This is a genomic window from Mesorhizobium sp. M0048 (genome assembly GCF_040323405.1).
Classification (GTDB): domain Bacteria; phylum Pseudomonadota; class Alphaproteobacteria; order Rhizobiales; family Rhizobiaceae; genus Mesorhizobium.
The window spans coordinates 275,209-300,415 of record NZ_JAMYUV010000002.1; the positions used below are offsets into that span (position 1 = coordinate 275,209).

At 63.5% G+C, this 25,207-nt stretch carries 20 protein-coding genes; 17 read left to right on the forward strand and 3 right to left on the reverse strand.

Annotated elements, in window-relative coordinates:
• Positions 1-45: 45 nt before the first annotated feature.
• The 10 genes from NKJ84_RS03525 (at position 46) to NKJ84_RS03570 (ending at position 13,382) form a co-directional block, all read left to right on the forward strand.
• On the forward strand, positions 46-891 hold the full coding sequence (locus NKJ84_RS03525) for a carbohydrate ABC transporter permease (protein WP_352505343.1): 846 nt from the start codon (positions 46-48) through the stop codon (positions 889-891).
• Entirely contained in the window at positions 888-1,730 is an 843-nt protein-coding gene (locus NKJ84_RS03530; RefSeq protein ID WP_352476534.1) for a carbohydrate ABC transporter permease, read from the forward strand. Before NKJ84_RS03525 ends, NKJ84_RS03530 begins: the two co-directional genes overlap by 4 nt.
• Positions 1,731-1,751: 21 nt before the next feature.
• Entirely contained in the window at positions 1,752-2,792 is a 1,041-nt protein-coding gene (locus NKJ84_RS03535) for an ABC transporter ATP-binding protein (RefSeq protein ID WP_352505344.1), read from the forward strand.
• Between the two features lie 34 nt (positions 2,793-2,826).
• Positions 2,827-4,107, forward strand: a complete 1,281-nt coding sequence (locus NKJ84_RS03540; protein ID WP_352505345.1) for an amylo-alpha-1,6-glucosidase — start codon at positions 2,827-2,829, stop codon at positions 4,105-4,107.
• A gap of 192 nt (positions 4,108-4,299) precedes the next feature.
• Positions 4,300-5,703: an SWIM zinc finger family protein gene (locus tag NKJ84_RS03545; protein ID WP_352505347.1), complete on the forward strand. Its 1,404-nt coding sequence runs from the start codon at positions 4,300-4,302 to the stop codon at positions 5,701-5,703.
• On the forward strand, positions 5,700-7,142 hold the full coding sequence (locus NKJ84_RS03550; protein WP_352505348.1) for a DUF5691 domain-containing protein: 1,443 nt from the start codon (positions 5,700-5,702) through the stop codon (positions 7,140-7,142). The genes NKJ84_RS03545 and NKJ84_RS03550 overlap by 4 nt, the downstream gene beginning before the upstream one ends.
• Positions 7,143-7,160: 18 nt before the next feature.
• Positions 7,161-8,240 carry an ATP-binding protein gene (locus NKJ84_RS03555; protein WP_352505349.1) on the forward strand — a complete coding sequence of 360 codons (1,080 nt, stop codon included), beginning with the start codon at positions 7,161-7,163 and terminating at the stop codon, positions 8,238-8,240.
• Positions 8,241-8,244: 4 nt separating this feature from the next.
• Positions 8,245-10,494 carry a DUF5682 family protein gene (locus NKJ84_RS03560; RefSeq protein WP_352505350.1) on the forward strand — a complete coding sequence of 750 codons (2,250 nt, stop codon included), beginning with the start codon at positions 8,245-8,247 and terminating at the stop codon, positions 10,492-10,494.
• Positions 10,495-10,496: 2 nt separating this feature from the next.
• Positions 10,497-11,735, forward strand: a complete 1,239-nt coding sequence (locus NKJ84_RS03565) for a VWA domain-containing protein (protein WP_352505351.1) — start codon at positions 10,497-10,499, stop codon at positions 11,733-11,735.
• 255 nt (positions 11,736-11,990) lie between these two features.
• Positions 11,991-13,382: an FAD-binding oxidoreductase gene (locus NKJ84_RS03570; protein ID WP_352505352.1), complete on the forward strand. Its 1,392-nt coding sequence runs from the start codon at positions 11,991-11,993 to the stop codon at positions 13,380-13,382.
• 32 nt (positions 13,383-13,414) lie between these two features.
• Here NKJ84_RS03570 and NKJ84_RS03575 read toward each other — a convergent pair whose 3' ends face one another.
• From NKJ84_RS03575 to NKJ84_RS03585, 3 genes are all read right to left on the reverse strand, one after another.
• Positions 13,415-14,344 (reverse strand): pseudouridine-5'-phosphate glycosidase, encoded by a 930-nt coding sequence (locus tag NKJ84_RS03575; protein ID WP_352505353.1) that lies wholly within the window; start codon positions 14,342-14,344, stop codon positions 13,415-13,417.
• 12 nt (positions 14,345-14,356) lie between these two features.
• Complete coding sequence (locus NKJ84_RS03580; protein WP_352505354.1) at positions 14,357-15,466, reverse strand: carbohydrate kinase; 1,110 nt, start codon at positions 15,464-15,466, stop codon at positions 14,357-14,359.
• 230 nt (positions 15,467-15,696) lie between these two features.
• On the reverse strand, positions 15,697-16,545 hold the full coding sequence (locus tag NKJ84_RS03585; protein ID WP_352505355.1) for a MurR/RpiR family transcriptional regulator: 849 nt from the start codon (positions 16,543-16,545) through the stop codon (positions 15,697-15,699).
• Between the two features lie 186 nt (positions 16,546-16,731).
• On the opposite strand from NKJ84_RS03585, the gene murA reads away from it, so the two are divergent.
• From murA to NKJ84_RS03620, 7 genes are all read left to right on the forward strand, one after another.
• Positions 16,732-17,988: a UDP-N-acetylglucosamine 1-carboxyvinyltransferase gene (gene murA / locus NKJ84_RS03590; protein ID WP_352505356.1), complete on the forward strand. Its 1,257-nt coding sequence runs from the start codon at positions 16,732-16,734 to the stop codon at positions 17,986-17,988.
• On the forward strand, positions 17,985-18,875 hold the full coding sequence (locus NKJ84_RS03595; protein WP_352505357.1) for a glucosamine kinase nucleotide-binding domain-containing protein: 891 nt from the start codon (positions 17,985-17,987) through the stop codon (positions 18,873-18,875). Before murA ends, NKJ84_RS03595 begins: the two co-directional genes overlap by 4 nt.
• A 169-nt stretch (positions 18,876-19,044) precedes the next feature.
• Positions 19,045-19,950, forward strand: a complete 906-nt coding sequence (gene murQ, locus NKJ84_RS03600; RefSeq protein WP_502896030.1) for an N-acetylmuramic acid 6-phosphate etherase — start codon at positions 19,045-19,047, stop codon at positions 19,948-19,950.
• Positions 19,951-20,049: 99 nt separating this feature from the next.
• Entirely contained in the window at positions 20,050-21,570 is a 1,521-nt protein-coding gene (locus tag NKJ84_RS03605) for an ABC transporter substrate-binding protein (protein WP_352505359.1), read from the forward strand.
• 34 nt (positions 21,571-21,604) lie between these two features.
• On the forward strand, positions 21,605-22,564 hold the full coding sequence (locus NKJ84_RS03610) for an ABC transporter permease (RefSeq protein WP_352505360.1): 960 nt from the start codon (positions 21,605-21,607) through the stop codon (positions 22,562-22,564).
• Positions 22,564-23,403, forward strand: a complete 840-nt coding sequence (locus NKJ84_RS03615; RefSeq protein WP_352476522.1) for an ABC transporter permease — start codon at positions 22,564-22,566, stop codon at positions 23,401-23,403. Before NKJ84_RS03610 ends, NKJ84_RS03615 begins: the two co-directional genes overlap by 1 nt.
• Positions 23,400-25,148, forward strand: a complete 1,749-nt coding sequence (locus NKJ84_RS03620; protein WP_352505361.1) for an ABC transporter ATP-binding protein — start codon at positions 23,400-23,402, stop codon at positions 25,146-25,148. Before NKJ84_RS03615 ends, NKJ84_RS03620 begins: the two co-directional genes overlap by 4 nt.
• The last annotated feature ends 59 nt before the right edge of the window (positions 25,149-25,207 follow it).

A 25,207-nucleotide genomic window follows, 5' to 3' on the forward strand; every position in this document is an offset into this window, starting at 1 on the left:
CGCCGGGCGCCCACCCGTTTACAAGCGTCGAATAGAGAGCGCTCCATGCACGGCAAGGCCCTTCCCTATCTCCTGCTGATGCCGGCGACGCTGTTCCTCTGCGTCTTCTTCCTCTACCCGTTCGCGCTGGTCGCCTTCGAGGCGTTCACCCGCGACGGCGGTTTTACGCTCGACAATTTCCGCACCATGGCGGGCAGCTGGAAGTTTCCGGTCACTGTCCGCAATACGCTGCTGCTGAGCGCCATCGTCGTGCCGATCCAACTGGTGATGGCGCTGCTGATGGCAACGGTGGTGTCGCGGCTTGAAACCGGGCGCAGCGCTGCGCTTTACATCTTCGCTATTCCGCTCGGCATCTCCGATCTCGCCGCCGGGCTGATCTGGCTCGCCATCTTCGACCAGTCCGGCTTCCTGAACACCTTGCTCTCCAATCTCGGCGTCATCCACAGGCCGGTTATGTTCCTCGGCTATCAGAGCAAGCTGACGATCTTCATCGCCGTGGCGCTGGCCGAGATCTGGCGCGCGACCGCCATCATGATGGTCATTCTGGTCGCCGGCATGGGGCTGATCCCCCGGGAATACTACGAGGCGGCGGAGGTTTTTGGCGCTAGCCCGTGGAAGCGCTTCATCAAGATCACGCTGCCTCTGCTGCGCCCAAGCCTGCAGACGGCGATCATCCTGCGCGTCATCCTTGCCTTTGAAGTCTTTGCCGTGGTTGCAGCACTCGGCGGCACCAATCTGCCGGTGCTGATGGGCGAGACCTACAATTGGCAGTTCACGCTGCAGGACCGCAATGTCGCCGCCGCCATGGCGCTGTTCATCCTCGCCATCTCGATCGGTTTCACGCTGTTCTTCCTGCGGGTGCTGCGTGTGCCGAAGGAGGCGCGGATATGAGCACGGTCGCGGAACTCTCGATCGCCGCGCCTGAGGCCCGCAAAGCCGGTAACTGGTTGCTGGTCGCCACCGTCATCCTGCTTTGCGTCTGGGTGCTGCTGCCGATCTATCTGTTGATCGTCAACGCGCTGTCGTCGCCGGAAGAGGTGACCGCCTTTCCCAAGCGCTTCTTCCCGTCATTCGATTTCGGCAGCCTTTCTTTCTTCATCAATTTCGCCGGCGTCGCCAAGGCGCTGTGGAACTCCGTTCTCGTCGCCACGCTGACGATGCTCCTCTCGATCGGCTTCGGCGCACCCGCGGGCTACGCGCTGTCGCGCTTCGAATTTCGGGGCAAGGAAACGTTCCGTTTCCTCGTGCTGATGACCCGCGCCTTCCCGCTGCCGCTGCTGGCGCTACCGCTGGCGGTGATGTTCATCCGCACCGGCCTCGACGATACCGCGATCGGGCTGGCGCTGGTCCACACCACGCTGGCGCTGCCGTTTGCCGTGCTGATTACCTTCTCGCTGTTCTCCGGCATCCCAGTCGAGCTGGAGGAAGCTGCCTGGACACTCGGCTGCACGAGATTGCAGGCATTCCGAAAAGTCATTCTGCCGCTGGCGCTGCCGGGCATCGCGGCGTCGGCGGTGTTTGCCTTCACCATCTCCTGGAACGAGGTGTTTGCCGCCGCCGTGCTCACCATCGAGAACCGGACGCTGACCGCCTTCCTGCTGCAGAGCCTTGGCGAATCGCCGCTCTACCTCAAATTCGCCGGCGGTGCTGCCTTGGTTATCCCGGCGCTGATCTTCATCTTCGCCGTCCGCAAATATCTGTTCGCCATGTGGGGGATCGCCAACCGATGACGCGCACAAAAGAGAACGCCGATGGCTGAGATCGTCATCAAGCAGGTGGCAAAACGTTTCGGCGGCTTCACCGCGCTGCATTCGATCGACCTGACCATCGCCGACCAGGAATTCATGGTGCTGCTTGGCGCCTCAGGTTGCGGCAAGACCACGCTGCTGAGGATCGTCGCCGGGCTGGAAACGCCAAGCCAGGGCGAGGTCTGGATCGGCGGCCGTCGCGTCGACCATCTGCCGCCGCGCGCCCGCGGCATCGCCATGGTGTTCCAGAATTACGCGGTCTTTCCGCACCTGACGGTATTCGAGAACATCGCCTTCGGCCTGCGCATGAAGAAGCTGCCGCAGCAGGAGGTCGACGGGCGCGTCAACCGCACCGCGGAGCTCATGCATATCGAGCAACTTTTGAAGCGCTATTCGGGCCAGCTTTCCGGCGGCCAGCGCCAGCGTGTGGCCGTCGCCCGCGCGCTCGCCATGGAGCCCGATGTGATCCTGATGGACGAGCCGCTGTCGAACCTCGACGCGCTGCTCAGGCTCGAAATGCGCGCCGAGCTCAAGGGCGTGCTGGCGGCGTCCAAGACCACCACCATCTACGTTACCCACGACCAGGTCGAGGCGATGAGCCTTGCCGACCGCATCGCCGTCATGCATCAGGGCCGTATCGTCCAGGCCGCCTCACCGGTAGAGGTCTACCGCAATCCGGCGGCCCGCTTCGTCGGCTCCTTCATCGGCAACCCGCCGATGAATTTCATCCCGGCGACGAAGACTGCGAACGGCAGCTGGATCGTCGCCGGCCTGACGCTACCTGGCCCCAAATCGGACAAGCAGACGATAGAATTCGCCATTCGCCCCGAGGATGTGGACGCCGGTAACGAAGGCATTAACGCCACCGTGCGCGTCGTCGAGCCGCTCGGACCGCACACGCTGGTCACCTGCGATGTCGAGGGCGGCCTGTTTCGCGCCATTCTCGAATCGAACGCCACGGTCGCCGTCGGCGATCACTTGCGGCTTTCGCCCAAACCCGATCGCATCCGCTGGTTCGATCCCGAAACCACGAACGCCCTTTGATCCTCCCTTCGATCCTGAAAGTACGAACGCCCCGATGATATCTCTTGCCATTGACGAAACTATCGCCCGCGCCGTCGAGGTGCTCAGGGAAAATGACCAAGGCACCTATACCATACCGACCAAGGGCCTCTACCCGTTCCAGTGGAATTGGGATTCCTGCCTGACCGCCCTCGGTCTTGCCCACTATGACGAGGCCCGAGCCTGGACCGAGATCGACACGCTGTTCGCTCACCAGTGGCCGGACGGCATGGTGCCGCACATCGTCTTCCACGTCTGGAACGACGGCTATTTCCCCGGGCCGGGGGTCTGGCGAACGGACCGCCCGACCGCCACCTCGGGCATCACCCAGCCGGCAGTCGCCGGCTTTGCCGTGCGCCGCCTGTTCGACCAGGCCAAGGACAAGAAACTGGCGGCCGAGCGCGCCCGCGCGCTGCTGCCGAAGATCGACGCCTGGCACCGCTGGTTCTACGAAAATCGCGACCCGAACGGCGAAGGGCTGGTCGCCATAATTCACCCATGGGAGTCCGGCCGCGACAACTCGATCGACTGGGACGAGGCGTTCGAGCGCGTGCCGACCGAAGGCGTCGAGCCCTACACCCGCCGCGACATCCTGCACGCCGACCCTGCGCATCGACCGACCAGGGCCCAGTACGATCGCTATATCTGGCTGCTGCAGCATTTCCGCGAACTTGGTTGGGACAACACCCGGCTGCACGATGCCTCGCCCTTCCAGGTCGTCGATCCCGGCTTCAACGCCATCCTGATCCGTTCCGCCGCCGACCTTGCCGATCTCGCCGATACACTTGGCGAAACTGAAATCGCAGAAGCCAATCGCGCCCGTGCCGAAAAGGGGCTTTCGACGATGGAACGGCTGTGGAGCGACACACATGGCCAGTACATTTGTTTCGACCGAGTGGCCGGAAAGCTCGTTAACAGCGCGTCGGTCGGCGGCATCCTGCCGGTGTTTTCGGCCATTCCGGAAAGCCGGGCAGCCGCCATCGCTGCAACGATCGAGCGCATCGCTGGCAAAGCGCGTTACATCGTCCCCTCGCACGATCCTGGCGATGGACGCTTCGACCCAAAGCGCTACTGGCGCGGCCCGGTCTGGCTGGTGGTCAATTACATGATCGCCGACGGCCTTGCCGCCGCCGGCCACAGCCAAATCGCACAACGGATCACGCAATCCAGTCTCGACCTGATCGCCGAGAGCGGTTTTGCCGAATATTACGATCCCCTCAGCGGCGAGCCGCTCGGCGGCAATCGCTTTACCTGGACCGCGGCGATGGTGATCGAGTTCCTGAAGGGCAGAGCCTGAACGCTTCCGCCTAGGCCGCCGGCTACCAAAGCCCGTTCTGTCTGCCGAATAACAGTCGACCCCATTTGCGTCTGAGGCATGTCCTGGCCCATCAAACAGGGCCAAGGCATGCCCAATCTTCACCATGCCAGAGCTATAATAATTCGTCACAAACCGCTATCTATACTGCGTCGGGGCGGGGAGAAGCGCGGCTTGGAATTCGATCTGAAGACCATTGAGGCGCTTGCTCCCGATCAGGCGTCGCTGAGCGCCGCCTCCAAGCTCACCAAACGAACGAACTGGCCGCGGCTCGAAAAGCATGAGCAGCAGGCGCTCATCTGGGGCGAATGCCAGGGTTCCGGCTCCAATCCTTATCGAGTGGTGGTCGACACGGGTGATCACGGCTACAAATGCACCTGCCCTTCGCGCAAATTCCCATGCAAGCACACGCTGGCCCTGATGTGGATCGCCGCCACCGCGCCAGCCAGTTTTGCCGCTGCCGATACCACGCCGGAATGGGTGAATGACTGGCTTGGCCGGCGCCGGAAGACGGCGTCACAGCCGGTGCAGCAACCGGCACCGGGCGCGGAAGCCAAGAGCATTGGCGAAGCCGCACGGGCGGACGAGAGCGCCGCCGTTGAAGATAACGCAACGGTCGAGCGTCGCGAGGCGGCGCAGCGCAAGCGGGCGGAAAGCACACGAGAAACAGTGTCGGCGGCGCTCGATGAACTCGACCAGTGGATTGCCGACCAGTTGCGGCTCGGTCTTTCCGGGTTTGTCGACGCCAGCAGCGACCGTTGCCGGCGGATTGCTGCGCGGCTGGTCGATATGAAGGCAGCGGCGCTCGCCGGCCGTATCGACGAGATTCCGTCGCGGCTGATGGCGCTGCGCAGCGAAGAACGACCGGATGCGGCGATCCGCGAACTCGGCAAGCTCGTGCTGCTGGCCAAGGCCTGGCGGTCGGCGCCCGACGATCCCGAGCTGAAGCGGCTTGTATCGACATCCGAAACCCGCGAACAGGTGCTGGCCAATCCCGATGCAATGCAAGTCGAAAGTCTCTGGGAGGTTGTCGGCGAGAAGATCGAGACCCGGCGCGATGGTTTGGTCAGCCATTCGACATGGCTGCTCGATCTGAAAAGCTCCACACCACAATTTGCCCTGCTGCTCGATTATTTTCCCGCCTCGGCCGGACGCCGATCCAACGCCTTCTCGCCAGGCGATCGCTTCAATGCCCGGTTGGTCTTTTATCCATCACGCCGGCCACTCCGGGCGCTGGTGGCAGAACGCATGGGCGACGTCGCATCGGGCCCGTGGCCCGATTTTACCCTGGGCGTCGCCAAGGATCCGCTGGCTGCGCATGTGTGCCATCAGGATGCCGCTCCCTGGCTCACAGATAGCCCTCTCATGCTGCCGCCTGGTGCGATCCTGGTCGACGATCGGGGCGCAGCCTGGTGGCAGGCCGCCGATGATCCGCAAGGGCTCGCCTTGCCGATCAGTGGCGCCGTCAATCAGACATTGCTCGGCCTCGACCTTGCCGCCACGGCAGCGCTCTGGGACGGCGCTCGGCTTGACCTTCTGGCGGCTCAAAGCGGGTTCGGGAGGCTTGACCTGTCGTGAATGAGGGCGAGCAAACAGGCCTGGCGACCATGCGCGATTGCTGGATCACCGGCGGAGCCACCTTCGATCTGGCTCCGGCCGCCTGGAAGGCAATCGCAGGCGGCGCAAGTCCCGACGAGCAGGAGCGCCGGCTCCTGGCAATTGCAGCGCAAGCGCTCGGCGTCGCCTTGCGGCCGGCGGCGCCGAAGACGCTCAAGCGGCGGCCGCCGCTGCCCGGGCTTGCCTTGCCACTGCTGCCGGAGCGGTTGCGGCCGCTTTTGCGCGCCGCCCTGAAACAAGCCGCCGACGCAAGGCGCAAGACGCGCGTGGTGACGCTTGTCGCCAGCCGCGGCTTCGTGCTCCACCCAATGGACTGGATGCCCTCGTCGGATCAGAACAGCCCGGATGTCTACGCTCCATGGATCGACTGGCAAGCCAGCGTGGATGGAGAAAGACATACCCCGCAAGAGAAACTCACGGCGGAAAATTGGGATGAGTTCTATCCCGCCGCGCGCCGCATCGCGCTGGCCGATATGCGCCGGCGCGAACCGGCCGCGGCGCGAATGCTGATCGAGGCCAAGGCCTCGGGCGAACCTGCGGAGGTCAGGCTTGCGCTCATCGAACTTATGCGCTTCGGCCTCAATGCCGAGGACGCGCCGTTCCTGAAAAGCCTTGCCACCGACCGTTCCGGCAAGGTGCAGGACCTGGCTGGCCGGTTGCTGGCAAGGTTGGGCGAGCACGGCCATTCGAGCGAAGGCGGGGCGGAGGATCCAGCAGTCGAACTCGCCGTCTTCATCGGCGAAGGCAAATCCGGCTTCATCCGCCGCCGGACCACCTACACGCCGGCGAAACTCAAATCCCCGGCGCAGGAAAAGCGCCGCGCCGAATTGTTCGAGACCTGCAATCTGGTCGACCTCGCCAGACGGTTCGGCATCACGGAACCCGAATTCATCGGAGCCTGGCAGTTCGGCGCCGACAACAACGCTGATATCCTGATCGCCCGAATGGTCGCCGCTTCTGGGAGCGACGCGGCGGTGACGCATATGGCGGACATGCTTGTCACCGAAGGCGGCAAACCGGCGCTGTTCGTGTTGCACCTTGTGCCGCGTCTGGACAGCCGCAGGAAACGGGCTCTCGTCCGGCTGATCCTCAAGCAAGCAAATTACCTCAGCGCGATCAATCTGGCGGAAGGCATTGATGCTGGCTGGCTGGAATGGGACGATCTTTCGAACGGGTCAGCTCTTCCCGCTTTGCGTTCCGCCGTTGCGGGAAACGACGAAGCCGTGCGGCGGGGCGCTGACGATATACTGGAAACGATCGGCTACCTTGCCACAGCGACCACAGCAGCCAAATTGATCGACGAGGTCGTCGCTGCCGGTATGCCGCCCGCCGCCCCATCACTCAGTGTCCTGCGTCTCAACGCGGCGCTGGCCGAACATCAGTCTCGAACCGACACATGATCAATCCGGAGAATTCATATGAACGCTGCCATCCGTCTCCCGGTCGAGCAGGCCTATGCCTCTGAATTGCAGGCGCTGGCGCGCGGTGACGACAGGCAAAAACCTGCCGGCTGGAGCCTGTCGCCACAGTCTGTGCTGACCTATCTGCTCGGCGGCAAGGCTAGCGACGGCACACTGATAACCCCGAAATATGTCGGTCGCCGCCGGTTGATGGAAACCGCGGTAGCGACGCTCGCTACCGACCGTGCACTCTTGCTGCTCGGCGTTCCCGGAACCGCCAAGTCCTGGGTATCTGAACATCTTGCCGCCGCCATCATGGGCGACTCGACGCTGATCGTGCAGTGCACGGCCGGCACCGACGAGAACCAGATCCGCTATGGCTGGAACTATGCGCAGCTGCTGGCAAAAGGCCCGAGCCAGGAAGCGTTGGTGCCGACGCCGCTCTACCGAGCCATGCAGAACGGCAAGCTCTGCCGGCTGGAGGAACTGACCCGCATGGGCTCGGACGTGCAGGACACGCTGATCACCGTGCTTTCCGAAAAGATGATGCCGATTCCGGAATTGAACACCTCGATCTACGCCCAGCGCGGCTTCAACATTATCGCCACGGCAAACAACCGCGACAAAGGTGTCAACGAGCTCTCCTCGGCGCTCAAGCGTCGCTTCAATGTCGTGGTGCTGCCATTGCCGGAAGACATGGCCGAAGAGGTGGCGATCGTCTCCAAACGGGTCGATGAGATGGCTGGCGGACTCGACCTGCCGGTGCCAAAAAATGTCGGCGAGGAGATCGCCCGTGTGCTGACCATCTTTCGCGAATTGCGCTCCGGCGCGACTGCCGACGGCAAGGTGACGCTGAAGACTCCTTCCGGCTCGCTGTCGACCGCAGAAGCGATCGCCACGATGGTTGGCGGGCTCAGCCAGGCGGCGTGGTTCGACAGTGGCAAGCTCGGCGCCGAAGGTCTCGCCGCCAGCCTTGTCGGCGCGATCGTGAAGGATCCGGTGCAGGATAAGGTGGTGCTCGAGGAATATCTGGAAACGGTGCTCAAGAAGCGCCCCGACTATGCCGGCTATTACGCGGCGCTGAACGCAGCGATCTGACGCCATGAGCCACGGCGACATTGCCTATTTCGGGATACGCCATCACGGGCCGGGTTCCGCCGACAGCCTGGTGCAGGCACTGCAGGATTTGAACCCGGTCGCCGTGCTGATCGAGGGGCCGATCGACGCCTCTGAGCTTCTGCCCATGCTGGCCCGCCCCGAAATGCAGCCGCCGGTGGCGCTCCTTTGCTATCCGGAAGACGATCCGGCTTCGACAAGCTTCTGGCCTTTTGCCGAGTTCTCGCCCGAATACCAGGCGGCGCTTTGGGCTGTGGGCAATAAGGCGACGTTGCAGTTTATCGACCTGCCATCGTCGGCACGGTTCACCACTGCTGCGATCGGTGGCGCGGAGGACACCGATGTGACCGAAGCTACCCAAGCCCCCGAGGATGGTGACGCGGCTGCGCTTCCGCGTGATCCGATTGCCATGCTGGCGCACGCCGCCGGTTATGAGGACGGCGAAAGCTGGTGGTCGGACATCATTGAACAGAACCCGGAACCCGGCCCGATATTTGCGGCCATCGCCGATGCGATGACGACACTGCGGAATGGTGAGGGTCCGATCGCGCAGTTCGAAGCCAAGCGCGAGGCGCATATGCGGCTCGAAATCGCCAAGGCGCGTAAGCAGTTCGAGGGGCCGATCGCCGTCGTCTGCGGAGCATGGCATGTGCCGGCGCTGCAGGCCACCCACACTCAGAAAAACGATCAGGTCCTGATCAAGGGAATTGCCCGGCGCAAGAGCACAATGACATGGGCACCGTGGACCGGACCGCGCCTGGCGCTGGGATACGGCTATGGCGCGGGCGTCGTCGCGCCCGGCTGGTGCAAGCATCTTTGGCGCACGCGCGGTCGGCGCGATGCGGCAACCCTGTGGCTTGCCATGATCGCGGCGCTGCTGCGGGCGAAGGGCCATCTGGTCTCGACCGCTTCGCTGATCGAAGCGGAGCGGCTCGCCCGCGCGCTCGCCGCCATTCGCGAACGGCCGAAGCCCGGGTTCGAGGAATTGCGCGACGCCGCGATCGCGGCCCTGTTCAATGGCGAAGCGTTGCTGTGGGGGCTGGTCGAGGCCGAGTTGCTTCTGGGTGCGGACGTCGGTGAAATTCCGCCCGACACGCCGCTGGCGCCATTGATCGAGGATCTGCAGCGCAACCAGAAGGCGGCGCGGCTGAAGCCCGAGGCGCTGGAGCGCGAACTGTCCGTCGACCTGCGCAGCGAAAGCGGACTGTTTCGCTCGACATTGCTGCATCGGCTGAGCGTGCTTGGTGTGCATTGGGGCAGACTGACCGATGCCGGTCGCAGCCGTGGCACCTTCCGCGAGCGGTGGACCCTGGCGTGGGAACCGGAATATGCCGTTCGTCTGGTCGAGAACCTGATCTACGGGCCGACCATCGAAAAGGCTGCCAATGCCCGCCTGATCCAGATGATCGAAACGGCGGCGACGCTCGATACGCTTGCGGCATTGGTGGAGAACGCGATCACGGCAAGCCTGTCGGAAGCATCGACTGCCGGCCTTGCGGCGTTGGAGGCGCGAGCGGCGCGCAGCAGCGAATGCCTGGAGATCCTGGCGTCTGTGCCGCCCCTCGCCGACATCATCCGTTACGGCGAGGCCCGCAAAACGGAGACGAACCGGCTGTCCGGTCTCATGGAGCGGCTGATCGTCGAAGGTGCGATCGCGCTTCCGTATGCTGTACGCGATCTGGATGAGCAAGCCGCCGCGACGCTAGTCGGTGCGATGCGCAAGGCCGATGAGGCGATCAGACTGGTCGAGCCCGGGCAAGACGTGCTGGACGGATGGCGTAACGGACTGGCTGCCGTGCTGGAGGGATCGCGGTCGACGGCGCTGCCGGCAGGATGCGCCGCGCACCTGCTCTACGAAGCTGGCCGGCTTTCCGCCGAGGACGCTGCCGGACTGCTCGAGCGACGCTTGTCACCGGGGACTCCTGTCATTGAAGCGGCCGGGTTCTTCGAAGGCTTCTTCAGCACTGCCGGTCAGCGGCTGATCTATGACGAAGGTCTGCGCGGTGCGGTTGATGCGTGGCTGAAGTCCCTCGACGAGGACGCTTTCATCGCGCATCTACCGCTGCTGCGCCGCGTCTTCTCCAATATGGACAGCATGGAGCGCCGGCGGTTGATTGAAGCGGTGCTCGGCCGCGCCGCTCGGCTGCCGGCCGGCCTGATACCGGCGCCCGATGGCGGCGAGGCCTGGCGTCGGCACCTGGAGCGGCTTGGACCTTTGCTCAAGAGCGGGACATAACGATGGACGACGAGGCAGAGGCGACCCAAACCGGCGCACCATCGCCCGATGGCGGAAGAGAGCGCCGCTGGCGTCTGGCGATCGGCGCCGACGATGAGACATCTGCGGCACTTTCCAGCGACGACAAACGGCTTTCGGCGGCTCTTGACGCGTTATACGGCGACGGCGCCAATGCCGCTGCCGACCCGCGCAAACGGCGCGGCGGGCTAGGCCGTTCGGCGCCGCGCGTTGCGCAATGGATGGGCGACATCCGCTCTTTCTTTCCCGCGCAGGTCGTCCAGATCGTCCAGAAAGATGCCTTCGAACGGCTGAACCTGAAGCAGATGCTGATAGAGCCGGAGTTCCTGAAGGCGATCGAGGCGGACGTCAATCTGGTCGCCGACCTGGTTTCGCTCCGCTCGGTGATGCCTGCCAAGACCAAGGACATCGCCCGCGCGATCATCGCCGATATCGTGGCCAAGCTGATGCAGAGGCTGGAGCAGAAGACAGTCGAGGCAATCCGAGGCGCGCTCGACCGGTCGAGGCGCACCAACCGCCCGCGTTCGCGCGATATCGACTGGCAGCGCACCATCTCGGCGAACCTTCGCCACTACCAACCCGAACACAAGACTATCGTGCCGGAGAAGCTGGTTGGTTTCATACGCAAGCAGCGACGGCTGGTCGATCTCGACGAGGTGGTTCTGTGCGTCGACCAGTCCGGCTCGATGGCAAGTTCGGTGATCTATGCCTCGATCTTCGCAGCGGTGATGGCCTCGCTGCCGGTTGTGCGCACCAAGCTCGTCTGTTTCGATACCGCCATCGTTGACCTTACCGAAGAACTCAGCGATCCTGTTGAAGTGCTGTTCGGCGTGCAACTCGGCGGCGGCACCGACATCAACCAGGCGGTCGCCTATTGCGCCGACCGTATCGAGCGGCCCACCAAGTCGCATCTGGTGCTGATCACCGACCTCTATGAAGGCGGCAATGGCCAGGAACTGCTGCGGCGGCTGGCGGCGCTGGTTCGATCCGGCGTCAATGCCGTCGTGCTTCTGGCGTTGACCGATCAGGGGCAGCCCGGCTATGATCCAGCGATGGCAGGTTCGGTCGCGGCACTTGGCATTCCGGTCTTCGCCTGCACGCCGGATCTGTTTCCGGACATGATGGCGGCGGCACTGCGGCGGGAGGATATCGGCGCCTGGGCGGCGGGAGCCGACATCAAGCTCATTCGCGCCGGGGCTGAGGCGCCTGGGATGCATGAGTGAGCGTTTGCCTCGGTCCAGAATACTGGGCAGCCCGCAGGCAAGCGCTTGCGGTCAAAGGTTTGACAAATAGCCAGCCGCGCCTATGGTCGACCTGTTACAGGAGCGACGCATGGCGAAGACAACCGGCTGTATTCCTGGCGGGTTTTCCCCACATTTGCTGAACAGTAGAAATCAGCCACGGCCGCTTTCACAGCCCTCGCCCTTCCCTCTCCCGGCCGCGTCGATGCGCCCGGGCCGTTCATGTCCTTGAGCCACATGTCGCAGAAAATTGCCGAGCTTCTGTCGCGGCTGGAAAAGCGGCTGGACAGGTCAGCGATTGTCTCGGCTGAGGAGGCCGGACCACGCTACCGGGAAGATCCCGACGGCAAGGACGGCGCGCCGCCAGCGATCGTCTTGCGTCCACGCACGACCGGCGAGGTGTCGGACATTCTGCGCCTGTGCAACGAGGCCGGGCAGAGGCTCGTCATCCAGGGTGGCCGCACCGGTCTTGCGGGCGCGGCGCGCATCCAGCCCGGCGAGGCGGTGCTGTCGCTGGAGCGCATGACGGCGGTCGCGGCGCCCCACCGCGAGGCGGCGACGATCGTCGCCGAGGCCGGCGCGCCGCTGCAAATGGTGCAGGACGCGGCCGATGCGGCCGGCTTGCTTTTCGGCGTCGACATCGGCGCGCGCGGCACGGCCACCGTCGGCGGCAATGTCGCCACCAATGCCGGCGGCATTCGCGTGCTGCGCTACGGCATGTACCGCGCGCAGGTGCTCGGTCTGGAGGCGGTGCTTGCCGACGGCAGTGTGCTCACGTCGCTCAAGGGCTTGCCAAAGGACAATTCCGGCTATGACCTCAACCAGCTCTTCATCGGCAGCGAAGGCACGCTCGGCGTGGTCACGCGCGCCTGCCTGCGGCTGCATCCCAAACCTGCCACCGAGGTAAATGCCTTCTGCGCACTTCCATCGCTCGATGCGGCGATTGCGCTGCTTGCGCAGCTCCGGCAGAAGCTTGGGCCGTTGCTCTCGGCCTATGATGTGAATTTCGCACCGCTCTATGGCGCCATGATCGCCGGCATGGAGGCGCCGGCGCCGCTGCCGGCCGGCTCGCCCGTCTATGTGCTGGCCGAGATACAGGGCAATGAGCCGGACCGCGACGGCGACCGCTTCGCCGCGGTGCTGATGCAGGCGGTCGAGGACGACGTGATCGACGACGTCGTCGTCTCGCAATCGCCGCGCGAATTCCGGGCGCTCTGGGCGGTGCGCGAGGAGGCCAACCGTTTCCTGTTTTCGATGGCAGGACTGATCGGCGTCGATATCAGCATCCCGCTGGCGAAAATGGCGACTTTCCTGCGCGAGACGGAAGCCGCTATCAAAGCCGTCGACCCGAGCGCCGACATCTACGTCTTCGGCCATCTCGGCGACGGCAATCTGCACTACCAGGTCCGCACCGTGGATCCGGCGGCTGCATACGGGATCATCTACCGGGGTGTGGCCGCGGCTGGCGGCGGCGTCTCGGCCGAGCATGGCATCGGCCTCGACAAGAAGGAATGGCTGCATCTGGTGCGTAGCGACGCCGAGATCGCGGCCATGCGCCGCCTGAAAGCGGCCTTCGACCCGAACAACATCCTCAATGCCGGGCGCATCTTCGACCTCGTGCCGGGCTGAAAAAGGCACGTAGCGCTGGCCGGACGCTGTCTCTATCTGGTCGCGCCCTTCAATTCCGCATGCGCAACTGCGATGCGGGCAGCAAGCGCGGCGTTGTTGCGGACAAGCGCGATGTTGGCCTTCAGGCTGCGGCCTTGTGAAAGCTCGTTGATGCGGGCGAGGAGAAACGGCGTCAGTTCCTTGCGCCCGATGCCGCGCTTCTCGGCCTCAGCCACGGCCGCTACGATCGTGCCGTCGATGAACGCCGGATCGAGCGCGTCCGCTTCGGGAATCGGGTTGGCGACGAGAATGCCGGTGCCGGATTCCATCTCGTCATGCAGCAGCATGGCTCGCGCGACCTCGTCGGGGGTATCGAGGCGATGGTCGGCCTTGAGCCCGCTGGAGCGGGTGTAGAAAGCCGGAAAATCATCGCTCCCATAGGCGATCACCGGCACGCGCTGAGTTTCCAGATATTCCAGCGTCTTCGCAACATCGAGTATCGACTTAACCCCGGCGCAGACGACGGTTGTGCCGGTCTGGCCGAGTTCGGTCAGGTCAGCGGAGATATCGAAAGTGGCTTCGGCGCCGCGATGCACGCCACCGACGCCGCCGGTCGCGAAAATACCGATCCCGGCTAAAGCGGCAATCCGCATCGTCGCCGAGACGGTGGTTCCGGCCGAGCCGCCGCGCACCATGATTGCGGCGAGATCGCGCCCGGAAGCCTTGACCACGCCCTTTGCCGCTGCCAGCTCTTCCAGTTCACGGTCGTCGAGGCCAACCTTGATCTTGCCGGCGACCACTGCGATCGTGGCGGGCACGGCGCCGTTTTGACGCACGACGGTCTCGACACCACGAGCGGTTTCCAGATTGGCCGGATATGGCATGCCGTGGGTGACAATCGTCGATTCCAATGCCACCACCGCGCGGCCTTTATCAAGCGCAGCAGCGACTTCATCGTTCAAATGGACAAGGGAAGGTTTCATATCATCTCGCTTTCAGGCAGGAATGCGGTACATGCCGGCGGCAAGGAAGCGCGGCGACAGATCGGGGTGGACGCTGGATTCGCTCTCGGTGGTCAGTGTGGCAAGCAGCGCGCCGGTGCGCACGGCATGAGCCACCGGCTCACCCGAAAGCACCTTGTACAGAGTGCCGGCGATCATAGCGTCGCCGGCGCCGGTGATGTCGACGGGCTGGGCCGGGACGGAGCGCATGGCCGTCACACCGCTCTCGGTCGCAACGGCAAATCCATGCGCACCCACAGTCACGATCACTTCGCCAGCGCCTGCCGCGCGCAGCGCTGCTGCTGCTTCCTCCGGCGTCAGCCGCCTGTCGGCATCCGTCATGCCGAGCATCGTATTGGCCTCGTCATGATTGGTGAACAGAAGATCGATGCCGGTCAGGTCCTTCGGCAGGCGCGCTGATTTCGGTGACGATACCGTGTCGACTGCGAGCTTGAAGCGCGCACCGTGCTTGCGCGAGATCAGCGCTGCGATGGTCGCGGCCGGCAGATTGCAGTCGATGAAGACCCATGTCGCCGAAGCCAGGTGCGGCCAGAAACGGTCGAGATAGGACGGCAAAAACAGATCGAAGATCTCCATGTCGGCGATGCCGAGCACGAGATCGTTGTTGCGGTCGAGGATGGCCGCGTATTCGGCCGTCGGCCGCTCCGTGGTGGTGATGACCTGGCTGACATCGGCGCCGAAGTCACGCAAATGCCGCACCAGCGCGCGGCCGGTTTCATCCTCGCCGACGATCGAGACGAAGCTTATGTCGACACCGAGGCGGGCAAGGTTTTCGGCGACGTTGCGGGCAACCCCGCCGAAGCTGCGATGGCCTTCGACCGGGTTCGATGTCTCGAAGATCAGATCCTTCCTGGCGTGGTATTTGCGGTCGAGCACCGCGCCGCCGATGCAGACCATACGTTTGGACGCCGGCAAGACATAGCCGCGGCCGAGAATGTAGCCCTTGTTGATGAGTTGCACGATGTGGGCGGCGACCGTCGAGCGGGCAATGCCGAGCGCGGTTGCAATATCCTGCTGGCCGGAGAACGGATTCGCCGCAATGAGGTCGAGAACCGCTTGTTCTTGTGCTCCAAGGTCGTCCATCGTCTCACCTGGCCCGCCAAATTCGAAGCTGAACTCGATGTATGAAACAACAGATGATCTTGTCAACATTGGTTTGCCATGGCGGCGTTTGACCAATCGGCGCTCCCGCGGCTCTGCCAGCCGGAGAGCGTGTGAGCGCATTGAAGAAAGCTATTCGGAGGACGAAACCTGCTCTTGTCGACGTGCAGCATCAGGGAGGAACAGAGGCCTTAACGCCATGCCGAAGACAGCTAAGCCTTCAGCACCGAGACGGCCAATTCGCTGTTGTGGACATATTCATTGGCGTCAGGCTGCTTCTGCACAAGCAGGATGAACAGCAGGTCGGTTAGCGTCAGTTGTGCATCACGCGCGGTTATCGATGAAGAGCGCGCGCGCTCTTCATCGGCGATCGTGTGGAGGCGAATGTCGGCAACCCGGCTCAGCGGATTGTCGCGAAGCCCGGTGACGGCGATAACGGTGGTGCCGCGTTTATGTGCGAGTTCAGCTATCCGCAGGGTTTCGATGCTCGCCCCGGAATAGGAGAGCGCGAATAACGCGTCGCCTCGTCCAAGCGTCGAGACATTGGCCATTTGCACATGGCTGTCGCTGTCGTGCAGCACGTTGCGGCCGAGCTTCATCAGCTTGTATGAGAAATCGCGCGCCACCAGAGAGGATGCGCCGACGCCTGCCAAATGAATGCGGCGCGCACCGTTCAATGCTTCGAGGGCCTTGCCGATTTCATGCTCGGTGTTGGCCGCGACCGTCTGTTGCATCGACAAAAGCTTGCTGCCGATCAGCTTGCGCAGGATGACCAGATAGCTGTCGCCGACCTCGATCGAACCGTGGATCATGCCGGCCGGCACGTGCCATTCCTGCGACTTGGCCTCGCTGACGGCGAGCTTGAGCTCCTGATAGCTGGAATAGCCGAGCTTCTGGCTGAACTTGACGACGCTCGACTGGCTGCGGCCGATCTCAGCGGCAAGCGCCGCCGTCGACAGGCGCAGCATCTGGTCGGGATTATCGACGATATACCGACCGATCTCGCGGTCGCCGGGCGCCATGATTTCGAGCTTGGCCTCGATTTTCTTCAGGATGGACATGCGTTCACCTGTTGCCAGTCACGGACAATGCCAAACCAAGGAATAAATTATTCCGTCTCTGATTGACAGCCAAGAATGATCCATCAAATCTCTACCGGTGCGGTTGCGGCCCAGCCTTCGGGCAAGCCGACGATTCGGCCACGAAAGATCGTAGACACGCCGAGAGCTCGGGATTAGGTCAGAGCCATGGACAAATTGCGGATCGTCGGCGGGCATAGGCTTGAGGGCGCGGTGACGATCTCCGGCGCCAAGAACGCGGCCTTGCCGCAAATAGCGGCGGCGTTGCTCAGCCCTTATCCGCTGCAACTGACCAATCTGCCTGCGGTGACCGACGTCGACAACATGCTTGGCGTCGTCGGCCTTCATGGGGCCGAAGTCACCAGATCGGCGCATGCCGCCACAATCGATACCAGTGCTGCCGTCTCCAAGGAGACAACCTACGATACCGTCAGGCGTATGCGCGCGACAGTGCTGGTGCTCGGCCCGCTGCTTGCCCGCTTCGGCCACGCCAGGGTTTCGCTGCCCGGCGGCTGCGCGATCGGCGCACGGCCGGTCGACATGCATGTCGCCGCACTTGCCGCACTTGGCGCCGACATTGCGGTCGAAAACGGGCTGATCGTCGCGTCCGCGCCGGGCGGACTGAAAGGCGCGCGTATCGTTTTGAGCTCACCATCGGTCGGCGCGACCGAAACGGCGATGATGGCAGCGACGACTGCAAAGGGCGAAACCGAGATCCTCAATGCGGCGCGCGAACCGGAGGTGGCCGACCTTGCCGCCTGCTTGAACGCCATGGGCGCGCGGATCGAGGGCGCCGGCACGCACCGTATCCTGATCGCGGGCAGCACAGGCTGGCGCGCCGCCACGCACGACATCATCCCGGACCGGATAGAGGCCGGCACCTATGCCGTCGCGGCGGCTATCACCGGCGGTCAGCTCGAGCTGACCCACGCGCGGCTCGAGCACATGGCATCCGTCGTCCAGCTGCTCGAAACAGCCGGTGTGAAAATCTGGCCGGGCGACCGCGGGCTGATCGTATCGAGAGACGGGCCGCTCAAAGCCGTCGATGTGACGACGGAGCCCTATCCGGGCTTTCCGACCGATCTCCAAGCGCAGTTCATGGCGTTGATGTGCTGTGCCGAGGGCGCTTCGCTGTTGCGTGAGACGATCTTCGAGAACCGCTTCATGCATGTGCCTGAACTGATGCGGCTCGGCGCCAACATCAAGCTGCAAGGCACCATGGCGTTGGTGCGCGGAGGCGAGAAGCTGAAGGGCGCGCAAGTGATGGCGACCGACCTGCGCGCCTCCGTCTCGCTGGTGCTGGCAGCGCTGGTGTCCCAGGGTGAGACGACGATCAACCGCGTCTATCATCTCGATCGCGGCTATGAGCAACTGGACCGCAAGCTCCGGCTTTGCGGCGCCCAGATCGAGCGGATAAGTGGATGAGTGCCGGCGCGGCGTCTTCGCATTATTTCCTGGGCGTCGATGGCGGCGGAACCGGCTGTCGGGCGCGTATCGAAGACGAGGCGGGAACCGTGCTCGGGCAAGGTCTCTCAGGTCCGGCGACAACGCGGCTCGGTATAGAGGCGGCCTGGGCCTCCGTTGCCAAAGCCTTTGGTGCTGCGATCAAAGAGGCAGGGTTCACGGCGACGAAAATCGCCAGGATCCGTGCCGGCGTCGGTCTTGCCGGCATCGGCCGCAAGGGGTCGATTGAGGCGTTTCGTGCGATCTCCCATCCCTTTGCAAGTCTCGACTTCGTCAGCGACGGCGTCGCGGCTTGCCTGGGCGCGCATTCGGGCCAGGACGGCGCCATCGTCATAGCCGGCACCGGTTCGATCGGGCTCGGCTTTGTCGAAGGGCGCAACCTGCGTGTCGGCGGCTACGGTTTTCCGATTTCCGACGAGGGAAGCGGTGCCGATCTAGGGTTGAAAGCGGTACAGTTCGCCTTGCGCGCCCATGACGGCCGGCACGAGCGGACCGCGCTGCTGGCCGAGGTGATGCAGCGCTTCAAGGACGACCCGTTCGAGGCGGTGGCCTGGATGGACCGCGCCAGTGCGACGGACTATGCCGCCATGGCGCCGATGGTGATCCGCCATGCCGACCAGGGCGATCCGGCCGGTCGGCGGATCGTGCAAGGCGCTGCCGAGCAGATCGACACCTTCGTGCGGGTGCTGTTCGAAAAAGGCGCGCCGCGGGTTACGTTGCTCGGAGGGTTGTCCAGCCCGCTTGAGCCATGGCTCGCTCCCGACGTCCGCCGACGGCTGAAGCCGGCCGACGGCGATGCGGTTTCGGGAGCCATAATCCTGGCCAGAAAGTCGCTTTGCGGCGAGTAACGCGCTACTCAAAGAGGAATATTTTATTCCTACAATCCGTTGACACCGGGAATACCGAATTCTAAAAAGTTAACTAAGCAGAAACACGACAGCCGGTCGCCTGCCCGGCACGGCATCGCGTTCCCGCTCACGGCAGATTGAAAGTAAGCAAGTGGTCGAACACGGGTTGATGTCGGAGTTGGAGCGGCTGGTTTCCGAGGACCGCAACCCGAGAACCATCGACATCGACCTGTTGCCGACCATCGAGGTGCTGCGGAAGATCAATGACGAAGATAAAGGCGTTGCGGCCGCCGTCGAGAAGGTCATTCCTGAGATTGCTGCTGCCGTGGACCGGATCGTGAGCGCGTTCCAGAAGGGTGCGCGCCTTGTCTATGTGGGCGCTGGCACCAGCGGCCGGCTCGGCGTCCTCGACGCCTCGGAATGTCCGCCGACCTTCGGCGTACCCGAGGACATGGTGGTGGGCCTGATCGCCGGCGGCGACGACGCGCTGGTGCGCTCCGCGGAAGGCGCCGAGGATGACCCGAAACAGGGTGTAAAGGCATTGCAGGACATCAAGCTGACCGCCGACGATGTGGTGGTCGGCATCGCTGTCAGCGGGCGCACGCCCTACGTCATCGGCGGCCTGACCTATGCCAAGCAGGTGGGAGCGACCACCGTGGCGCTGTCCTGCAATCCGCGATCGACCATTGCCGGCATAGCCGACATTGCCATCTCTCCGGTGGTCGGCCCGGAGGTTCTCACCGGCTCGACCCGACTGAAATCGGGAACCGCGCAAAAGCTGGTGCTCAACATGCTGTCTACCGCCAGCATGATCCGCATCGGCAAGAGCTATCAGAACCTGATGGTTGACCTCAATCCAAGCAACAAGAAGCTTGTCGCCAGGGCGGTCAGGATCGTGATGCAGACGACCGGCTGCGCGGCACAGCAGGCACGACAGGCACTCGACCAGACCGGCAACGATGTAAAACTGGCAATCCTGGTGACGATCACCGGCATGGGCGTCGAGGAAGCACGTAAGGCGCTTGGCAACGCGGGAGGTTTCCTGCGCAAGGCGATAGGCGAAAAGACGGTGTAAGACCGCATGGACACTGGGCCGATGTTCCGGGGCGTGTGTCCCTTTGAAGCGGTCCGGCGAACTGCAAGGCATCAGGTTTAACAATAATGGGAGACGACAATGGTACGGCACATTGGCAAGAAACTGCTTTCCGGCATGACCCTCGCGGCAATGATTGGCATCGCGGCGCTACCGGCGCAGGCGAGTGCGGCGACGCTGCATATGGCGTGGTCGCAGGACGCCACCGGTCTTGATCCGCACAAGCAGACGGCATTCTCCTCACTGCGGCTGCTGGAACTGATCTATGAGCCACTGGTGCGGCTCGACGCAAACCTGCAAATCACGCCCGCGATTGCCGATTCATGGCAGTTCTCGCCGGACGGCAAGGAGCTGAGTTTCAAACTCAATCCGAAAGCAAAATTCCAGAACGGCGCCGCCGTGACCTCGGCCGATGTCAAGGCATCGTTCGAGCGCATACTCGACGAGAAGACCGGCGCGGCCGCGCGCGCCAACTTTCTCTCGATCGCCAGCATCGACACACCCGATCCAGCCACCGTCGTGTTCCACCTCTCGCAGCCGGATGTGCCGATCCTGACGGCGATGAGCGACGTCAACGCCGCGATCGTCCCGGCAAGCGAAATCATGGCCGGCTCGATCGGCACGACGACGATCGGCTCGGGTCCGTTCAAGTTGGAAAAGTGGGATCCGAATTCCAAGGAAGTGCTTGTCGCCAACAAGGATTGGGCGGGCGGCACGACCGGCATCGACGGCATCGAGGTCAGCGTGCTGCCGGACGAGACGGCGATCCTGGCGGCGATGCGCAGCAAGCAGATCGATTTTGCCCTGCTCAACGATCCGCTTGTCGCCACGCTTGTGCCCAAGGAAGCCAGCCTGCAGTTGAACCGTGTGCCGGTGCTTGCCTATCACGTGCTGCAGCTCAATCCTTCCCGCAAGCCGATGACCGAACTCAAGGTGCGTCAGGCGATTTCCTGCGCCATCGACCGGCAGGAAGTGCTGGACACCGCCTCGCTCGGTGAAGGCAAAGTCACCGGCCCGCTGACTATCCCTGCGCTGGCGACCGATCCGAGCCAGTTGTTCTGCTATAAGCGCGACGTCGAGAAAGCCAAGCAGCTGATGGCCGAAGCGGGCTACGCCGACGGCTTTTCGGCGACCGTGATCGGCGCCACCGGCGAGCCGCCGACAGCGGCGGCGGAAGCCCAGGTCATCCAGTCGCAACTCGCAGAAATCGGCGTCAAGCTCGACATCAAAATGATGGAGCTCAACGTCTATGTCGATGCCTGGCTGAAGGGCGATTTCGACATGGCCATCGCCCTGAACGGCGGCAGGGCCGATCCCTACACTATGTACAACCGTTACTGGACCAAGACGGGCAATCTGCAGAAGGTCGCGAACTATATCGACGATACGCTGGACAGTCTTATGCAGAAGGGCCGCAGCGAGACCGACCCGGCAGCGCGCAAAGCGATCTTCGCCGACTTCGAGAAGCACATCACTGAGATGTCGCCCTGGATCTGGCTCTACACGTCCTACAGCTACACCGCACAGCAGAAGAATATCGCAGGATTCGAACCGGTGCCGACAGGCTCGCTGTTCAGCCTCGCCAAGGTGACGATCCAGTAGCTGCTTTGGTGCCAGACGAGAGGGTATTCTTCGCGTGAACTATCTGATGCGGCGACTGGCAACCTTCCCTCTCGTCCTGCTTGGCGTGTCCATCGTCGTGTTCCTGGCGATCAGGATGGTTCCGGGCGATTCGATCACGGCAATGCTGGGGACCGAAGCCGGCCTGCTGACGCCGCAGCAGCGCGATGCGCTTGCAGCTTATTTCGGCATCGACCAGCCCTGGTTCATCCAGTACTGGCGCTGGCTGCTTGGTCTTGTCCAAGGTAATCTCGGCATTTCGTCCACCTATGGCAGGCCGGTGCTCGACGTCATCCTCGAGCGTTTCCCGCTAACGTTGGAGCTCGCCCTGCTTTCGATGGTCATCGCCCTGGTTGTCGGCATGCCGACCGGGATTTTTGCCGCCACCCATAATGAAAAGCTGTCCGACCTCGGCGTGCGCGTTGTCGCAATGATCGGGCAGTCGACGCCGAACTTTGTCCTTGCCCTGCTGATCATCTACACGCTGTCGGCGGGGTTTGGCGTTTTGCCGGCGATGGGTGAGTTTTCGCCGCTGTGGCAGGATCCGCTGCGCAATCTCGGCCAGCTGTTGCTGCCTGCGGTCACGCTTGGATTTGCCTTCGCGGCTTCGGTGACCCGCATATCGCGTTCGGCGATGCTCGATGTGCTCAGCGACGACTATGTCAGGACGGCGCGCAGCAAAGGCGTTTCGGCGCGCGGCGTCATCTGGGGGCATGCTTTGCCCAACGCGCTCATCCCGGTCGTGACGCTGAGCGGCATAGAGTTCGGCTATCTGCTGGGCGGGGCAGTCATCGTCGAGCAGATATTTGCGCTGCCCGGTCTCGGCCGTATGGTGCTGGATGCCATCCTGCAGCGCGACTACGCGCTGGTGCAGGGAAGCGTGCTGTTCATCGCCTTCAACTTCATGATCGTCAATCTCCTCGTCGACCTCGCCTATGTCGCGCTCGACCCGCGTATCCGGCTAAGCGAGCACTGATGGCGACATTGCGGGCTATATTTGCGCATCCCAGCGGCCGCATCGGCGGTGCCATCGTTGCGCTTTATCTGCTGCTTGCCGTGCTTGGCATGCTGGGGCTGACGCCGCACGATCCGCTGACGCAGCACCGGGTCGAGCGACTGCATGCGCCTGACGGCACCTACCTGATGGGCACGGACCTGTTCGGCCGCGATGTCGCAAGTCGGCTGATGACCGGGATCGGCCAGTCCTTCATCGTGGCCTTCTTTTCGGTCGCCTTCGCGACACTGGCCGGCACCGTGCTCGGGCTGGCGGCAGCCTGGTTCGGGCGCCGCTGGGACGGCCTGGTGATGCGCATCATGGACGTTGTGCTGGCGTTCCCGGCGATCCTGCTGGCGCTGCTGATCGTCGCGGTTGCTGGACCGGGAACCTCGACCAGCGTCATTGCCATTGCCATCGTCTACACGCCGATCTTCACGCGCGTCGTGCGAGGTCCGGCTCTGTCGCTCAAGGCGCGCGAGTTCGTCGACGCGGCCCGCACGTTCGGCAGCAGTGCGGGCTACATCGTAACACGCCATCTGCTGCTCAATCTGGTGGCGCCACTGACGGTTCAGGTGACGCTGGCGCTGGCCTGGGCACTGCTGACCGAGGCCGGCTTAAGCTTCCTCGGGCTAGGCACGCAGCCGCCCGCCGCGTCGCTCGGCCTGATGCTGAGCGACAGCCGCAATCTGATGGAGACAGCTCCCTGGCTGATGATCTTCCCCGGCGTGGCGATCATGATCAGCATCCTCGGTTTCAACCTGCTCGGCGATGCGTTGCGTGATGTCCTCGACCCGAAGATGCGGAGATCGATCGCATGATTCCGCTGCTGTCCGTCAGCGGATTGCGCGTCGGCTTCGGCCGCAACCCGAAAGCCAATGAGGTCGTGCGCGGCGTCAGCTTCGATCTCGCCGACGGCGAGACATTGGCAATCGTCGGCGAAAGCGGCTCGGGCAAATCGGTCACGGCGCTGTCGATCAATCGCCTTGTCGATTATGGCGGCGGCCGCATCACCGCAGGCTCGATCACGCTGAAGCGGGTCGACAACAGCATTTTCGACCTGACCGCCGCGGACGAGCCGCAACTGACGAAGATCCGCGGCGGTGAAATCGGCATGATCTTCCAGGAGCCGATGAGCTCGCTCAATCCGGTGCTGACCATCGGCAGGCAGATCGAGGAATCGTTTCGCCTGCATCGCGGCCTGACCGGCCGGCAAGCGACGGCGGCGGCCAAGGACGCGCTCGACCGCGTGCGTATTCCCGACGCTGCACGGCGACTGAAATATACGCCCAACCAGCTTTCGGGCGGCATGTTGCAGCGGGTGATGATCGCCATGGCGCTCGCTTGCAACCCGCGCCTGCTCATTGCCGACGAACCAACGACGGCGCTGGATGTTACGGTGCAGGCGCAGATCATGGCGCTGCTCGCCGAGTTGAAGCAGGAAACCGGGATGTCGATGATCTTCATCACCCACGACATCGGTCTGGTTGCAGGCATCGCTGACAAGGTCATGGTGATGCAAAGCGGGGAAGCTGTCGAGCAGGGCGCGCTGAACCAGATATTGGACGATCCGCAGCATCCCTATACGCGGCATCTGCTTCATGCGGTGCCGCATTTCGCCGGCGGCAGTGCCGTACGCAAGGACGTGCAATGCGAAACGCAAAAAGCTGCCGAGCCGGCGCTGATGGTCGATGGCCTCGTGGTGCGGTTTCCAGTCAAGGCTGGGTTTTTCAGCCGCGCCAGCGGTACCGTGCACGCGGTGGACGGTGTGGATTTCGAGCTAATGCCGGGCGAGACATTGGCGGTCGTCGGCGAGAGCGGTTCCGGAAAGTCCACCACCGCCCGCGCGATTCTGGGGCTGGTGCGCCCGACACGCGGCACAATCTCGGCCAGCACGCGCAAGGCCGTCGCCGGGCAGAGCGCCCTTCCCGTGCAGATGGTGTTCCAGAATCCCTATGGCTCGCTCAATCCCAGACTCACCATCGAAAGCATCCTCGCAGAGCCGGTGATCGCTAGCGGCGGACGGATAACTGCTGAAACGCGGGCGAAAATGGCCGCGCTGCTGAAACGCGTCGGCCTTCCGGAAAACAGCCTGCAGCGCTATCCGCACGAATTCTCCGGCGGCCAGCGGCAACGCCTGTGCATCGCTCGCGCGCTGATGCTCAATCCTTCGGTTGTCGTCCTCGACGAAGCGGTTTCGGCGCTCGATGTGTCGGTGCAGGCCAGGGTGCTGGAGCTTTTGGTCGAGCTGCAGCGTGAATTCGGGCTGGCCTACCTGTTCATCTCGCATGACATGGCTGTCGTCGAGCGGATCGCCCATCGCATTGCGGTCATCTATGCCGGCCAGATCGTCGAGATCGGCGATGCCAGATCGGTGCTCTCGCAGCCGAAGCACTCTTATACCAAACAGCTTATCGCGGCCGTTCCCACCATAGACCGGCGGCATGAACGTTTCGAGCTGGACACGCGCCAGGTTCCCTCGCTCGTGCGCCCGCTGGGATTTGAGCCGGGCCCGGCCAATTGGCAGCAATTCGGGCCGGACCATAGGGCACGGGTGGAAGCGTGATGATTGTCGCTCGAAAGCATGCAGAGTCAGACGGACAGCCCCCTCGCTGCTTTTCAGAC